The sequence below is a fragment of the Streptomyces sp. NBC_01426 genome, from assembly GCF_036231985.1.
GTDB lineage: Bacteria > Actinomycetota > Actinomycetes > Streptomycetales > Streptomycetaceae > Streptomyces.
The window spans coordinates 6,431,077-6,445,913 of sequence record NZ_CP109500.1 but is presented as its reverse complement, the minus strand read 5'-3'; the positions used below and the strand labels follow the sequence as shown (position 1 = coordinate 6,445,913).

Below are 14,837 nucleotides of genomic sequence, written 5' to 3'. Positions count from 1 at the left end.
CCCCCGCGGGCCAAGGGCCGGCGGGGGCACGGACGTTCCAGGTGAGGCGCTGCCTAGCGGATCGGCATCCCCGAGATCGTCCGGGCGATCACCAGGCGCTGGATCTCGCTCGTGCCCTCGAAGATCGTGTAGATGGCGCTGTCACGGTGCATGCGCTCCACGGGGTATTCACGGGTGAAGCCGTTGCCGCCGAGGATCTGGACCGCCTGGGCGGTGACCTTCTTGGCGACCTCGCTCGCGAACAGCTTCGACATGGACCCCTCCGCGGCGGTGAAGGGCTTGCCCGCGATCGCCATCCAGGAGGCCCGCCACACCATCAGCCGAGCCGCGTCGATCTGGGTCCGCATGTCGGCGAGTTGGAACGCCACACCCTGGTTGTCGATGATCGGCCGACCGAACTGGGTCCGGGTCTTGGCGTAGTCCAGGGCCACTTCGTAGGCCGCGCGGGCCGTGCCCACGGCCATCGCGCCCACGGCCGGGCGGGAGGCCTCGAAGGTGGCCATGGCGGCGTTCTTCACGCGCTCGCCGCCGCCGGCCCTGGCCCGCTCGCGGGCACGGGCGAGCCGCTCGTCGAGCTTCTCCTTGCCGCCGAGGAGGCAGGATCCGGGGATGCGGCAGTCCTCCAACACCACCTCGGCGGTGTGCGAGGCGCGGATGCCGTGCTTCTTGAACTTCTGGCCCTGCGCGAGCCCGGGGGTGTTCGGCGGCACGATGAAGGAGGCGTGCCCCTTGGTGCCGAGCTCGGGATCGACCACGGCGACGACGATGTGGACGTTGGCTATGCCGCCGTTGGTCGCCCAGGTCTTGGTGCCGTTGAGCACCCACTCGTCCTTGGCCTCGTCGTAGACGGCGCGGGTGCGCATCGCCCCGACGTCCGATCCCGCGTCCGGCTCGGAGGAGCAGAAGGCCGCGACCTTCACGTCGTTCTGGTCGCCGTACATCTGCGGGATCCAGGTGCCGATCTGCTCCTCGGTGCCGTTGGCCACGACTCCGATGGCGGCGAGGCCGGTGCCGACGATGGACAGCGCGATGCCCGCGTCACCCCAGAAGAGCTCTTCCATCGCCATCGGGATGCCGAGACCGGTCGGGTCGAAGAACTGCTGCGCGTAGAAGTCGACGGAGTAGATGCCGAGCTTCGCGGCCTCCTGGATGACGGGCCACGGAGTCTCTTCGCGCTCGTCCCATTCCGCGGCGGCGGGCCGGATCACGTCGGCGGCGAAGCCGTGGATCCAGTCCCGCACCTGCTTCTGGTCGTCGTTGAGCTCCATGGTGAACTCCGCCATGTCCCCTCCAGCTGTCTCGTGCACGTACGGTTGCCCACCCGGGGCGGTTACCTGCGGTAACCACATCGCGGGCCACAGTCTGTTACCGACGGGTAAGCAGTGTCAAGCGCGGCATGTTCGGCCCGGACGGCGGCCGTCGAGTCGATCGACGGGGTGTGTGGGGTGTTACGTTGCGTGGGCGTCACGCACATCGCAAGGGCGGGGAGAGAAACACGTCATGGAGACCACTCAGCAGGCCGGCGAACCGGGAGCGGCCGAGCGCCGGCGACGGGAGTTGCTCGAAGCCGCCGACCGGGTCGTGCTCAGGGACGGCCCGAAGGCCTCCATGAACGCCATCGCGGCCGAGGCGGGCATCACCAAGCCCATCCTCTACCGGCACTTCGGCGACAAGGCGGGGCTCTACCAGGCCCTCGCCGTGCGACACACCGACGCACTGCTCGACTCGCTGCGCGCCGCGCTCGACGCCCCGGCCGAGCGCCGCCGCCGGGTCGAGGCCACCCTGGACACCTACCTCGTCGCGATCGAGGCCCGCCCACAGGTGTACCGCTTCCTGATGCACCCCGCCGAGGACTCGCACTCCGCCGAGCGGGGCTTCGACGTCGGCCTCCACTCGGCCCCGCTGCTGCGCCGCCTGGGCGAGGAACTGGCCCAGGTCATCGGCGAACGCGTCGACCTCGGCCCCGGCGGCGAACGCCTCGCCCGGGTCTGGGGCCACGGCATCGTCGGCATGATGCACGCCGCCGGGGACTGGTGGCTCGGCGAACGCCCCTGCGAGCGGGCGGAGTTGGTCACGGCCCTCACCGACCTGCTGTGGGGCCGGCTGGCGACCGCGGGCAACCGGGCGGACGGCCCCGGCTTCTGACCCGCCGGGCGGCCGGCCGGACCGGACCGGGCCGGAGCTAACCTCGGCCCTGCCCCTCGCCCTGATCCGCCTGATCCGCAGGTCGGCCCCGCTCGCCCAGCCGGGCGATTCCCCGCGCACCCCACGGCGTCCGGCGGATCGCCCGCAGCAGCCGGCGTCGCCGCAACCCGGTGACCCGGGCCGCGTAGACCGTGCCGTCGAGGTGGTCGCACTCGTGCTGGAGGCAGCGCGCGAAGAACCCGGTCCCCTCGATCCGCACGGGCGCGCCGTCGGAGGTGAACCCCTCGACGACCGCGTGGTCGAAGCGGACCGTGCCGGCCTCCAGGCCGGGCAGTGAGAGGCAGCCCTCGGGGCCGCGGAACCCGTCCCCGTCGGCCGTGACCAGCCGGGGGTTGACGATGTGTCCGACATGGCGGACGTCCTCGTCGTCGGGGCAGTCGTACACGAACACCCGCCGGCCCACGCCGATCTGGTTGGCCGCGAGGCCGACGCCCTCGGCGGCGTACATCGTCGCGAACATGTCCTCGATCAGCCGGTGGAGCGGCGGCCCGAATTCGGTGACCTCCGCGCAGGCCGAGTGGAGCACCGGATCGCCCAGCAGGCTCATGGTGCGGACGTGTCCGGTGGTGCCGGGAATGGGGCGCTGTCGCATGGCGGTAAGGGTACGACGGGCGAATATATGAGGAGATCCGCGACGTCCCGGGGGCGCCGCGGTCAAGGCTCCGGCAGGTACTGGATAGGCTGGGGCCGACCGACGCAAGGAGGACAAGGGACGATGGCAGGCAACACGGAGCCGCTTTCGCCGCGGGCCAAGCTGGCCGTGACGGCGGGCAAGGCCGCGGCGGCGGTGTCGCGGGCCGCGGGACGCGGAAGCGGATCGGTGATCGGTGGCAAGGTCGCACTCAGGCTCGACCCCGATCTCCTCGGCGCGCTGGCGCAGCATCTCGATGTCGTCCTCGTCTCCGCGACGAACGGCAAGACCACGACGACCCGACTGATCGCGGAGGCCCTGCGGGCCAGCGGTCCGGTCGTCTCGAACGCGCTCGGCGCGAACATGCCGGCCGGCATCACCTCGGCGCTCGCCGGTGGCTCGGACGCCAAGTACGGCGTCATCGAGGTCGACGAGAAGTACCTGGCCGGAGTGGCCCGGGACGTCACGCCCAAGGTGATCGCCCTGCTGAACCTCTCCCGCGACCAGCTGGACCGCGCCGCCGAGACCCGCATGCTCGCGGAGAAGTGGCGCGAGGGGCTCTCGGGCTCCAAGGCCGTCATCGTGGCGAACTGCGACGACCCGCTGATCGTGTGGTCGGCCTCGTCCTCGCAGAACGTGGTGTGGGTGGCCGCCGGCCAGGAGTGGAAGGACGACGCCTGGTCGTGCCCCTCCTGTGGTGGCGTCATGCAGCGCCCGGGCGACGACTGGTTCTGCGGCGAGTGCGGCTTCCGGCGTCCCACCCCGAGCTGGGTGCTCTCCGGTGACCACGTGCTCGACCCGCACGGCAGCGCCTGGCCGATCCACCTCCAGCTGCCCGGCCGCGCCAACAAGGCGAACGCCGCCACCTCGGCCGCCGTGGCCGCCGTGTTCGGCGTCCCGCCGCAGGTCGCGCTGGAGCGGATGTACCAGGTGCAGGCCGTGGCCGGCCGCTACGACGTGGTCAACTTCATGGGCCGCGAGCTGCGGCTGCTGCTCGCCAAGAACCCGGCGGGCTGGCTGGAGACGTTCTCGCTGATCGACCCGCCGCCCACCCCGGTGATCCTGTCGGTGAACGCGCGCGGCGCCGACGGCACCGACACCTCCTGGCTGTGGGACGTCGACTATCCGCGGCTGGCCGGTCACCCGATCTTCGTGATCGGCGACCGCAAGCTGGACCTCGCCGTCCGCCTGGAGGTCGCGGGCCTGGACTTCCGTGTCTGCGAGACCCTCGACGAGGCCGTCCAGTTGGCTCCGCCCGGACAGATCGAGCTGATCGCCAACTACACCGCCTTCCAGGACGTGCGCCGCCGCGTCGGCAACTAGTACCCACAGAGGACAAGAGCATGAGCGACAACAGCCTGCGTCTGGTCTGGGTCTACCCCGACCTGCTCAGCACGTACGGAGACCAGGGCAACGCCCTCGTGGTGGAGCGCCGGGCGCGCCAGCGCGGCCTGGACGTGCAGCGCGTGGACGTGCGCAGCGACCAGCCCATCCCCACCTCGGGCGACATCTACCTGATCGGCGGCGGTGAGGACCGCCCGCAGCGACTGGCCGCGGAGCGCCTGGTGCGCGACGGCGGTCTGGAGCGCGCCGTCTCGAACGGGGCGATCGTCTTCTCGGTCTGCGCCGGGTACCAGATCCTCGGCACCGAGTTCGTCAACGACATGGGCGAGCGCCAGCAGGGCCTCGGTCTGCTGGACGTGGTCACCGTGCGCGGCGAGGGCGAGCGGTGCGTCGGCGACGTCCTCGCGGACATCGACCCGCGGCTGGGCCTGCCCCCGCTGACGGGCTTCGAGAACCACCAGGGCGTCACCCACCTCGGCCCCTCCGCCAAGCCCTTCGCCCGCACCCGGCTGGGTCGCGGCAACGGCTCCGGGGACGGCACGGAGGGCGCGTACAACGACACCGTCTTCGGCACGTACATGCACGGTCCGGTGATGGCCCGCAACCCGCTGATCGCGGACCTGCTGCTCAAGCTGGCCCTCGACGTGAACGCGCTGCCGGCCATAGACGACCGCTGGTACGAGGCGCTGCGCAACGAGCGCATCGCGGCGGCCACGCAGCCCGCGTAACCCGCGCGCCACGTCCCGTACGGCCCGGATTCCCCAGGGGGTCCGGGCCGACGTGCGTTCGCACCACGGGTCCGCCCAGCATGTGGAGGATGGTTCAGTCCATCGGGGATCCGCTTGTAGGGTGACAGGTAGTTCCAACCGGACGACGTGGTCCGGTCGTCGGCCCACGTTGCAAAGGTTCTTCCTGCCATGCGCATTGGTGTGCTCACTTCCGGAGGCGACTGCCCCGGCCTCAATGCCGTCATCCGCTCCGTCGTGCACCGCGCCGTCGTCGACCACGGCGACGAGGTGATCGGCTTCCTCGACGGCTGGCGCGGCCTCCTGGAGTGCGACTACCGCAAGCTCGACCTCGACGCCGTGAGCGGCATCCTGGCGCGCGGCGGCACGATCCTCGGCTCCTCCCGGGTCCAGCCCGCGCACCTGCGCGACGGCGTGGAGCGGGCGCGCGGTCACCTCGCGGACCTCGGCCTGGACGCCGTCATCCCGATCGGCGGCGAGGGCACCCTGAAGGCCGCGAACCTGCTGTCGCAGGGCGGCCTGCCGATCGTCGGCGTCCCGAAGACCATCGACAACGACATCGCGTCGACCGACGTCACTTTCGGCTTCGACACCGCCGTCGGCGTGGCCACCGAGGCCCTGGACCGGCTGAAGACCACCGCCGAGTCCCACCAGCGCGTGATGGTCGTCGAGGTCATGGGCCGGCACACCGGATGGATCGCCCTGCACTCGGGCATGGCCGCCGGCGCGCACGCGATCGTCGTCCCGGAGCGCCCCTTCGACATCGACGAGCTGACCGCGATCGTCGGCGAGCGGTTCTCCGCCGGCAAGCGGTTCGCGATCGTCGTGGTCGCCGAGGGCGCGAAGCCCGCCGAGGGCGGGTCGATGGCCATCGAGGCCGGCGGCACCGACATCTACGGCCACGAGCGGTTCGCCGGGATCGGCAACCGGCTGGCCGTGGAGCTGGAGCAGCGCCTCGGCAAGGAGGCCCGTCCGGTGATCCTGGGTCACGTCCAGCGCGGCGGCACGCCCACCGCGTACGACCGGGTCCTCGCCACCCGCTTCGGCTGGCACGCGGTGGAGGCGGCGCACCGCGGCGAGTTCGGCATGCTGACCGCCCTGCGCGGCACCGACATCGTGATGGTGCCGCTCGCGGAGGCCGTGCAGACCCTCAAGACGGTCCCGGCCGAGCGCTACGAAGAGGCGCAGACCGTTCTGTGATGTTTCCCCCCTTCTGACACGACACCGCCCCCGGACGCTTCGGCGTTCGGGGGCGGCACTACTGTGGTGGGGCATCACGGGTCGAGGGAGTGAACAGATGGATCACAGCGGGCACGGCATGGACATGAACATGGACCTGCCGCCCTTCACTCTCGGACGGGGTCTGGAGTTCTCCTTCGACGCCTTCTTCCTGTTCGGATCGCTGCTGGGTCTCGCCCTGTACGGGTGGGGGGTGCTTCGACTGCGGCGGCGCGGGGACGACTGGCCGTTGGGCCGCACGATCGCCTTCGGCGTCGGCGTGCTGACCGTGATCCTGGTGATGTGCACCAAGCTCAACGACTACGGCATGGTCATGTTCAGCGTGCACATGGTCCAGCACATGGTGATCAGCATGATCACCCCGATCCTGCTACTGCTGGGCGCCCCGATGACGCTGGCGCTGCGCGCGCTGCCGCCGGCCCCGCGCGGTACCAAGGGACCGCGCGAGCTGCTGCTGATGCTCCTGCACAGCCGCTACATGAAGGTGATCACGCACCCCGCCTTCACCATCCCGATGTTCATCGCCAGCCTCTACGGGCTGTACTTCACGCCGCTCTTCGACTTCCTGATGGAGTCCAGGACCGGGCACATCGCGATGATGGTGCACTTCCTCGCCGTCGGCGTGATCTTCTTCTGGCCGATCATGGGCGTGGACCCGGGCCCGCACCGCCCCGGCTACGTGATGCGCATGCTGGAGCTCTTCTCCGGCATGCCCTTCCACGCCTTCTTCGGCATCGCCCTGATGATGGCGAGCGAGCCGATGATCAAGACGTACGCGGACCCGCCGGCCTCCCTCGGCATCGACGCGCTGCTCGACCAGCAGTGGGGTGGCGGCATCGCCTGGGCCTTCAGCGAGATCCCGTCCGTGCTCGTGCTGATCGCCCTGGTCTACCAGTGGTACCACTCCGAGCAGCGGGCCGCGAAGCGGTCCGACCGGGCGGAGGACCGCAACGGTGACCAGGAGCTGGAGGCGTACAACTCGTATCTCGCGTCGCTCCAGGCGCGTGGCCGGTAGCGCGATCGCGACTTCTGGCGCCACCATGGGGCATGACCGGATCCGTGAAGACGATGGCCGTCATGACCTTCGCCGCCCTGGTGGCGATCGGTACCTATTCCGCCACTCTCGGCAGCAACGGCTGGCTGTGGTTCGCCTGGGTGGTGCTGGGGCTGCTGACCGTCGCCATGGCCGCCTCCCGCAGCGCCTGAGCCCTGCGGCCGCCCCTGCGCGGCGCGCCCGTCCGGAGCCGCGCCGGCGTGCTGCCCGTCGCCCCCGTCGAAGCTTCGCCCTCCCGCCCCCTCTGCCTCAGGGCTGACTGTCCGTACCATGGCGGTGACAACGGGGCATCGACGGGAGCGGCCTGGTGTTCTACCACTTGCTCAAGCACGTGTTCCTCGGTCCGCTGCTGAGGTTGCTGTTCAGACCGCGGATCGAGGGGCTGGAGAACATCCCCGCGGAGGGCGCCGCGATCATCGCGGGCAACCACCTCTCCTTCTCGGACCACTTCCTGATGCCCGCGATCCTGAAGCGGCGCATCACCTTCCTCGCGAAGGCGGAGTACTTCACGGGCCCCGGGCTCAAGGGCCGGCTGACCGCCGCCTTCTTCCGCAGCGCCGGGCAGATCCCGGTGGACCGCTCGGGGAAGGACGCCGGGCAGGCGGCGCTGCGCGAGGGCCTCGGGGTGCTGGCCAAGGGCGAGCTGCTGGGCATCTACCCGGAGGGCACCCGCTCGCACGACGGACGGCTCTACAAGGGCAAGGTCGGGGTGGCCGCGATGGCACTGGGTGCCGGGGTGCCGGTGGTGCCCTGCGCGATGGTCGGCACCTTCGAGATCCAGCCGCCCGGGCAGAAGATCCCGAAGATCCGGCGGGTCACGATCCGCTTCGGTGAGCCGATGGAGTTCTCGCGGTACGACGGACTGGAGTCCGAGCGCGCCGTCCTGCGGGCCGTCACCGACGAGATCATGTACGCGGTGCTGGGCCTCTCCGGCCAGGAGTACGTCGACCGGTACGCCGGCGAGGTGAAGGCCGAGGAGGAGGAAGCACGGAAGAAGGCCCGGCGCGCAGGACGCGCCAGGCCTTCTCCGTGATCGTGGAACCACCGTCACCGCATGGGGCTAGCGGACGGCGGGGAGCTCCTCACGCGCCGGGAAGTCGGCGCCCGGGGTCTTCGCGAGGGACTTCGCGGCGGCCGGGGCCGGGGCGACGGGCGTGGCGTGCGGTCCGCACTTCACGTCCTTGGCGTCGACCTTGCCGGTGAGCAGGTAGGTGTCCACGCGGGTGTTGATGCAGGGGTTCACCAGGCTGGTGACACCGTGCGAGCCCGCGTTCTGCTCGGTGATCAGGCGCGAGCCGCCGAGGCGACGGTGCAGGGAGACCGCACCCTCGTACGGGGTGGCCGCGTCACGCTCGGACTGGACGATGAGGACCGGCGGCAGACCGCGCTTGGCGCTCGCACCGACCTCGATCGGGTTGCTCTGCTTGGACTTCCAGGTCGCGCAGGGGAGGTTCATCCACGCGTTGGACCAGGTCAGGAACGGGTACTTCTTGTGGAGCTTGGTGTTGTCCCGGTCCCACTTGGCCCAGCTGGTCGGCCACTTGGCGTCGGCGCACTCGACCGCGGTGTAGACGGCGTTGCTGTTCTCGGACGCCGCGTTGCCCGCGAGGTCGGACATGTCCGGGGCGATCGCGTCGACCAGTGCCTGGGTGTCACCGGCGATGTACTTGCTCCAGGTCTGGGCGACGGGCACCCAGGAGGAGTCGTAGTACGGGGCGCCCTGGAAGAAGCCGATGAGCTCGGCCGGGCCGACGACCCCGCCGATCGGGTTCGCCTTGGCGGCGGCGCGAAGCTCCTGGTACTTCGCCTCGACCTTGGCCCGGGTGTTGCCGATGTGGAAGACGGAGTCGTTCTTGGCGACCCAGTCCTGCCAGTCGTTCCACCGGGTCTGGAAGGCCACGTCCTGGCCGAGGTTGGCCTCGTACCAGATGTTGTCGACGTCCGGGTCGACGACGCTGTCGACGATCATGCGGCGCACGTGGTTCGGGAACAGGGTCGCGTAGACCCCGCCGAGGTAGGTGCCGTAGGAGACGCCGAGGTAGTTCAGCTTCTTCTCGCCGAGGGCGGCCCGAATGACGTCCAGGTCGCGCGCGGTGTTCGGCGTGGTCATGTGCGGCAGCATCTCGCCGCTGCGCTCCTTGCAGCCGTCCGCGTACTCGGCGGCGAGCTTGCGCTGGGCGCGCTTGTCGGCCTCGTTGGACGGGACCGGGTCGGCCTTGGGGGCCTTGACGAACTCCTGCGGGTCGATGCAGGAGATCGGCGCGGAGTGGCCGACGCCGCGGGGGTCGAAGCCCACGAAGTCGTACGCCTTGGAGGTGTTGACCCACAGCGGGCTCTTGGTGGTGACCCGGCGCGGGAAGCGCATGCCGGAACCGCCGGGGCCGCCGGGGTTGTAGACGAGGGCGCCCTGGCGCTCCTCCTTGGTGCCGGTGCTGCCGATCCGGTCGACCGCGAGCTCGATGGTCTTGCCGAACGGCTTGGTGTAGTCGAGCGGGACCTTGACCCAGCCGCACTGGATCGGCTTCTCGAAGCCCCAGTCGGCGGGACAGTCCTTCCACTCGATCCCCGTGCGGGCGGCGCGGGCGGCGGCGATCTGGACGCCGATCGCCTCGGCGGCCCCGCCGCCGTCGCGGCCGGCGGTGGCCGCCGTCGCGGACGGCGCCAGCAGCAGGCTCGCCGCCAGCGTTCCGGTGATCAGTGTGGCGGCGCTGCCCAGCGCCGCGGTGCGTATCACGTGGTTGTTCCCCCTGCGTCATGTGCCGCCGTGGGCGGCCGGGTTCGGTCTGTTTCGGTCGTCGGCGTGCAGGGGGATCCTTTCGCCTGACCAGCACCGGGCAACAGAGCGCGGGTCGGTTCTTTGCCAACCCGATAACCGGAAAGGCGTGTACCGCTGAGCGGTGTCCGGTTCGCCCCGGCTCTGCCCTTCCGTCACCAGCCGTACGTCGCGCAGGCCGCGTCGAGGAGTTCGCGCAGCCGGAGCGCGTCCGGGGCGAGGGCCGTCACCAGCACGGCCGGCCCGGGCAGCGCGGTCGCCACCGCGAACTCGCCGAGCACGGCGGCGGCGGGCGGCGCCTGCGCGAACCGCGGATCCACCACGAGCAGTTGACCCAGCGCGCGGTGGCCCGCGAGCCCGGCCGGACCGTCCCAGCCGCCGGGTGCTCCCGGCCCGCAAGCCACCTCCTGATCCAGCAGCGGCCGGCCGGCCCGGTCGACGGTGAGCCGGCTGCGCAGCAGGCCCGGGACCTCCCCGCTGCGGCCGAGCACCTGCTCCTCGCGCAGCAGCAGCCGTGCGGTGGGGGCCAGTTCGACGCGGGTGGTGACCCGCAGGTCGCTGCCGCGCACGGACACGAGCGGCTCGGGCAGCCACCGCACCCGCGCCTCCTCGGCAAGGGTCAGTCGTACGTCGTACCGTGCGGGTTCCCCGCCCCGGCCGGGCAGCGCCAGGGTCGCCGCCGCCGAGCGGAGGCCGAGCCGGGCGCCCGGTCCGGCGGTCGCCTCGACGGTGAGGTGGTCACCGCCGAGCGGGGCGCTCATGGCGCCGACCAGCATCACCTCGGCCTCGGCGGCCTCGCCCCGTACCCGGCGCAGCGCGAGCGGCCCCTCCCCGGCCAGCAGGGGCAGCGCGGTGCCGCCGCGCCCGTCGGCGACGGCGCCGATCCGGGCGGTGGCGCGCAGCCCGAGGGCGGGTACCGCCGGGGCGCCGGTCACCGTACGGCCGTCCAGGCGGCGATCCGCCCGCGCACCCAGTCGGCCACCGGGGCCACTCCCTCGGGCCCGCGCAGGGACTGGAAGGCGACGGGGAGTTCACCGCGTTGTTCGGCGGCGTCCCGGGCCATCCGCTCCAGGTCGGAACCGACGTGGGGGGCGAGGTCGGTCTTGTTGACGATGAGCAGGTCGGCGGTGGTGACCCCGGGGCCGCCCTTGCGCGGGATGTCGTCGCCTCCGGCCACGTCGATGACGAAGATCTGGGCGTCGACCAGGCCTCGGGAGAAGGTGGCGGTGAGGTTGTCGCCCCCGGACTCGACGAGGATCAGGTCGAGCGGGCCGACGGTCTCCTCCAGTTCCTCCACGGCTTCCAGGTTGGCGGAGATGTCGTCGCGGATGGCGGTGTGCGGGCAGGCGCCCGTCTCGACGGCGGTGATCCGCTCGGGCGGCAGGACGGCCTCGCGGAGCAGGAACTCGGCGTCCTCACGGGTGTAGATGTCGTTGGTGACGACGGCCATGGACAGCTCCGCGCGCAGCGCCCGGCACAGCGCGGCGACGGTGGCGGTCTTGCCGGAGCCGACGGGGCCGCCGAGGCCGAGGCGCAGGGCGCGGCGGGTGCCGTCCCCGCGGACGGGGTCGGCGCCGTGGGTGTGGCGGTGGGGGTAGGTCACGGCGTGGTCGAGGTGCACGGGGTCTCCTGGGGGGTGTGGGGAGGCTGTTCAGGACGCGAAGAGCCGTACCGGCCAGGCGGCATGAACCTGGGCCGAGATGTCCAGCAGCGGCGAGGAGGCGGCGGGCAGCGCGCCCGTTCCCTCGTCGCGGGCGAGCAGGGCCGCCTCGGTGGCCCGCGCGGACACGGCGTCCAGCTCGGGTGCGAGTCGGGCCAGTACGGCGCTCGCCTCGAAGGGGTCGAGGCCGAGCAGGCGCACGGTCGCGGTGGCGGGTCCGCTGACGCTCTCGTACACCGCCACGTGCGCGGCGTCCGACGGCCCGAGTCCGGCCGCCCGCGCGGTGACGCCGAGGACCACGGGCTGGTGGGCGCCGCGCGGGAAGGCTGCGGCCAGGGCGTCCAGTTCGCCGGCCGGCCAGGTCGCGCGGGCGGCCCGCAACAGTTGCCTGCCGAGTCGGCGCGCGGCGGTGCGCAGCGCGGGCGAGGGGGTGCGTGCGTCGGCGGCGGCGTCGAGTTCGGCGGGGTCGAGTCCGAGGGCGGCGGCCGCCGCGAGTCCGGCGGCGACGAGCCCGGAGGTGTGCAGCCGGCCCCGGCAGAAGTCGGCGAGGGTGGCTGCGTCGTGGATCCGGCCCGCCTTGCAGGCGGCCTCCGCCCCGCCGGAGTGGGCGTGCCCTCCGGCGGGGAAGCGGCCGTCCGCGAGGACGAGCAGTGCGGCGAGGCTCATCGGGTGCGGCCCCCGGTCGTGCGGGTGCGCATCAGAAGAGGAAGTATCGCTGGGCCATGGGCAGTTCCGTCGCGGGAGCCGGCTCCACGACCTCCCCGTCGATGCTGACGGTGAAGGTGTCGGCGTCCACCTCGACCCTCGGCATGGCGTCGTTGTTGCGCATGTCGGTCTTCGTGACCTTGCGGGTGCTCTCGATGGCCGTGAACCGCTTGTCGAGTCCGAGCCGTTCGGGCAGGCCGTCGTCCAGCGCGGCCTGCGCGGTGAAGTTCAGGGAGTTCAGGCCCGGGGCCCGCCCGAGATGGCCGAACATGGGGCGGGGCAGCACCGGCTGGGGGGTGGGGATGGAGGCGTTGGCGTCGCCCATCTGCGCGTAGGCGATCTGGCCGCCCTTGATGACCAGTTCGGGCTTGACCCCGAAGAAGGCCGGCTGCCACAGCACCAGGTCGGCCAGCTTGCCGGGTTCCACCGAGCCGATCTCGCGGGCGAGGCCCTGGGCGACGGCCGGGTTGATCGTGTACTTGGCGACGTAGCGGCGGGCGCGATGGTTGTCGGCCGGTCCGTCGCCGGGCAGGAATCCGCGCCGCTTCTTCATCACGTGGGCGGTCTGCCAGGTCCGCATGATCACCTCGCCGACGCGGCCCATGGCCTGGGAGTCGGAGGAGATGATGGAGATGGCCCCGAGGTCGTGCAGGACGTCCTCGGCGGCGATGGTCGAGGGTCTGATTCTCGATTCGGCGAAGGCGAGGTCCTCGGGCACCGCCGGGTTGAGGTGGTGGCAGACCATGAGCATGTCGAGGTGTTCCTCGACGGTGTTCACGGTGTGCGGCCGGGTCGGGTTGGTGGAGCTGGGCAGTATGTTCGGCTCGGACACCACGGTGATGATGTCGGGTGCGTGCCCGCCGCCCGCGCCCTCGGTGTGGTACGAGTGGATGGTGCGGCCGGCGATCGCGGCGAGGGTGTCCGCGACGAATCCGGCCTCGTTGAGCGTGTCGGTGTGGATGGCCACCTGGGCGCCGGTCTCCTCACAGACTCCGAGGCAGGCGTCGATGGCGGCGGGGGTCGCACCCCAGTCCTCGTGGATCTTGAACCCCAGGGCGCCGCCGCGCAGTTGGGAGTACATGCCCTCGCGGGACATGGTGTTGCCCTTGCCGAGCAGGCCGATGTTGACGGGGTAGGCCTCCAGCGCCGCGAACATCCGCGCCAGGTGCCAGGGTCCGGGCGTGACGGTGGTGGCCTTGGAGCCCTCGGCGGGCCCGGTTCCGCCGCCGACGAGGGTGGTGATGCCGGAGGCGAGGGCCTCGTCGATGACCGTCGGGGAGATGAAGTGCACGTGTGCGTCGATGGCGCCGGCCGTGACGATCTTCCCGTTGCCCGCGATGATCTCGGTCTCGGGGCCGATGATCAGGGCGGGGTCCACCCCGTCCATGGTGTCGGGGTTGCCGGCCTTGCCGATGCCGCAGATCCGGCCGTCGCGGATGCCCAGGTCGGCCTTGACGATGCCCCAGTGGTCGAGGACGACGACGCCGGTGATCACCGTGTCGGGGGCGCCCTCGGCGCGCGTGGTGCGCGCCTGGCCCATGGATTCGCGGATGACCTTGCCGCCGCCGAACACGGCCTCGTCTCCGGAGCGTCCGGGTCCGCCGCTCAGGTCCTCTTCGATCTCGACGAAGAGGTCGGTGTCGGCGAGCCGGATCCGGTCACCCGCCGTCGGCCCGAACAGGTCGGCGTACACCTGGCGTGACAGCTCAGCCATCGAGGGGTCCCCCGGTCTCCCCGCGCAGCCCCGGCACGGTCCGCAGTCCGCCCAGCGGTACGAGTTCCACCGCGACCGGGATGCCCGGCTCGAAGCGGACCGCGGTACCGGCGGCGATGTTGAGGCGGAGCCCGCGGGCGGCGGAGCGGTCGAAGTCGAGGCCCGGATTGACCTCGGCGAAGTGGTAGTGCGAGCCGACCTGAACGGGTCGGTCGGCGGCGTTGAGCACGGTGAGACGGGTGACGGGACGGCCCTCGTTGAGGCGCACCGGACCGTCCCCGAAGCGGATTTCGCCGGGGATCATGCGGGGGCTCCTCCTCAGACGATCGGGTCGTGGACGGTGACGAGCTTGGTGCCGTCCGGGAAGGTCGCCTCGACCTGCACGTCGTGGATCATCTCGGGGATCCCCTCCATGACCTCCTCGCGCGCCAGCACGGTGCGTCCGGAGGCCATCAGCTCGGCCACCGTCCGCCCGTCCCGGGCGCCTTCGAGGATGTGCGAGGTGATGAGGGCCACCGCCTCCGGGTGGTTGAGGCGCACCCCGCGCGCCCTCCGCTTCTCGGCCACGTCCGCCGCCACGTGGATGAGCAGTCTCTCCTGCTCGTGCGGTGTCAATTGCACTCGTATCACCATGCTTCCAGGACAAGATCAACGCCGCGCCGACGCGACCCTATCGGCCGTCAACACTTTGTTGACCTGGGCATTTCCATGCCAAGCGTGTCTTGTCCAACGCAGAGGGAGGCTTTCCGTTCAGATCACCGTCGCT

The 14,837-nt window shown here is 71.4% G+C and carries 16 protein-coding genes; 7 read left to right on the top strand and 9 right to left on the bottom strand.

Annotation, left to right across the window (positions count from 1 at the left end):
* Positions 1–53 precede the first annotated feature (53 nt).
* Entirely contained in the window at positions 54–1,283 is a 1,230-nt protein-coding gene (locus OG906_RS28835; protein ID WP_267798671.1) for an acyl-CoA dehydrogenase family protein, read from the bottom strand.
* 217 nt (positions 1,284–1,500) lie between these two features.
* Between OG906_RS28835 and OG906_RS28830 the strand changes: the two genes are divergently transcribed.
* Positions 1,501–2,145: a TetR family transcriptional regulator gene (locus OG906_RS28830; RefSeq protein ID WP_329446921.1), complete on the top strand. Its 645-nt coding sequence runs from the start codon at positions 1,501–1,503 to the stop codon at positions 2,143–2,145.
* Between the two features lie 37 nt (positions 2,146–2,182).
* Here the strand turns inward: OG906_RS28830 and def are convergent, their stop codons facing one another.
* Positions 2,183–2,797, bottom strand: coding sequence for a peptide deformylase (gene def / locus OG906_RS28825; RefSeq protein WP_329446919.1), 615 nt, complete (start codon positions 2,795–2,797; stop codon positions 2,183–2,185).
* A gap of 123 nt (positions 2,798–2,920) precedes the next feature.
* On the opposite strand from def, the gene OG906_RS28820 reads away from it, so the two are divergent.
* From OG906_RS28820 to OG906_RS28795, 6 genes are all read left to right on the top strand, one after another.
* Entirely contained in the window at positions 2,921–4,159 is a 1,239-nt protein-coding gene (locus tag OG906_RS28820) for a Mur ligase family protein (RefSeq protein WP_053683314.1), read from the top strand.
* Between the two features lie 20 nt (positions 4,160–4,179).
* Entirely contained in the window at positions 4,180–4,908 is a 729-nt protein-coding gene (locus OG906_RS28815; protein WP_053683312.1) for a type 1 glutamine amidotransferase, read from the top strand.
* 189 nt (positions 4,909–5,097) lie between these two features.
* The gene (locus tag OG906_RS28810; RefSeq protein WP_267798677.1) at positions 5,098–6,126 is read left to right on the top strand and encodes a 6-phosphofructokinase; all 1,029 of its coding nucleotides are present in this window, start codon (positions 5,098–5,100) and stop codon (positions 6,124–6,126) included.
* A 97-nt stretch (positions 6,127–6,223) separates the two neighbouring features.
* The gene (locus OG906_RS28805; protein ID WP_267798679.1) at positions 6,224–7,180 is read left to right on the top strand and encodes a cytochrome c oxidase assembly protein; all 957 of its coding nucleotides are present in this window, start codon (positions 6,224–6,226) and stop codon (positions 7,178–7,180) included.
* A gap of 32 nt (positions 7,181–7,212) precedes the next feature.
* A complete protein-coding gene (locus OG906_RS28800; RefSeq protein ID WP_267798681.1) occupies positions 7,213–7,371 on the top strand; it encodes a hypothetical protein in 159 nt (52 codons plus the stop codon).
* A 155-nt stretch (positions 7,372–7,526) separates the two neighbouring features.
* Positions 7,527–8,252: a lysophospholipid acyltransferase family protein gene (locus OG906_RS28795; RefSeq protein WP_329446915.1), complete on the top strand. Its 726-nt coding sequence runs from the start codon at positions 7,527–7,529 to the stop codon at positions 8,250–8,252.
* A 27-nt stretch (positions 8,253–8,279) separates the two neighbouring features.
* On the opposite strand, the gene OG906_RS28790 is transcribed toward OG906_RS28795, so the two are convergent.
* The 7 genes from OG906_RS28790 to OG906_RS28760 all read right to left on the bottom strand — a co-directional run bounded on the left by OG906_RS28790 (position 8,280) and on the right by OG906_RS28760 (position 14,692).
* Positions 8,280–9,953, bottom strand: coding sequence for an alpha/beta hydrolase (locus OG906_RS28790; RefSeq protein ID WP_267825683.1), 1,674 nt, complete (start codon positions 9,951–9,953; stop codon positions 8,280–8,282).
* Positions 9,954–10,147: 194 nt separating this feature from the next.
* The gene (locus tag OG906_RS28785) at positions 10,148–10,927 is read right to left on the bottom strand and encodes an urease accessory protein UreD (RefSeq protein WP_267825681.1); all 780 of its coding nucleotides are present in this window, start codon (positions 10,925–10,927) and stop codon (positions 10,148–10,150) included.
* A complete protein-coding gene (ureG, locus tag OG906_RS28780) occupies positions 10,924–11,613 on the bottom strand; it encodes an urease accessory protein UreG (protein ID WP_267798686.1) in 690 nt (229 codons plus the stop codon). The genes OG906_RS28785 and ureG overlap by 4 nt, the downstream gene beginning before the upstream one ends.
* Before the next feature lie 30 nt (positions 11,614–11,643).
* Positions 11,644–12,318 carry an urease accessory protein UreF gene (locus OG906_RS28775; protein WP_329446912.1) on the bottom strand — a complete coding sequence of 225 codons (675 nt, stop codon included), beginning with the start codon at positions 12,316–12,318 and terminating at the stop codon, positions 11,644–11,646.
* Positions 12,319–12,349: 31 nt separating this feature from the next.
* Positions 12,350–14,071: an urease subunit alpha gene (locus tag OG906_RS28770; RefSeq protein ID WP_329446911.1), complete on the bottom strand. Its 1,722-nt coding sequence runs from the start codon at positions 14,069–14,071 to the stop codon at positions 12,350–12,352.
* Positions 14,064–14,375: an urease subunit beta gene (locus OG906_RS28765; protein ID WP_266951686.1), complete on the bottom strand. Its 312-nt coding sequence runs from the start codon at positions 14,373–14,375 to the stop codon at positions 14,064–14,066. Before OG906_RS28765 ends, OG906_RS28770 begins: the two co-directional genes overlap by 8 nt.
* 14 nt (positions 14,376–14,389) lie before the next feature.
* A complete protein-coding gene (locus tag OG906_RS28760) occupies positions 14,390–14,692 on the bottom strand; it encodes an urease subunit gamma (RefSeq protein ID WP_053683293.1) in 303 nt (100 codons plus the stop codon).
* Positions 14,693–14,837: the final 145 nt, after the last annotated feature.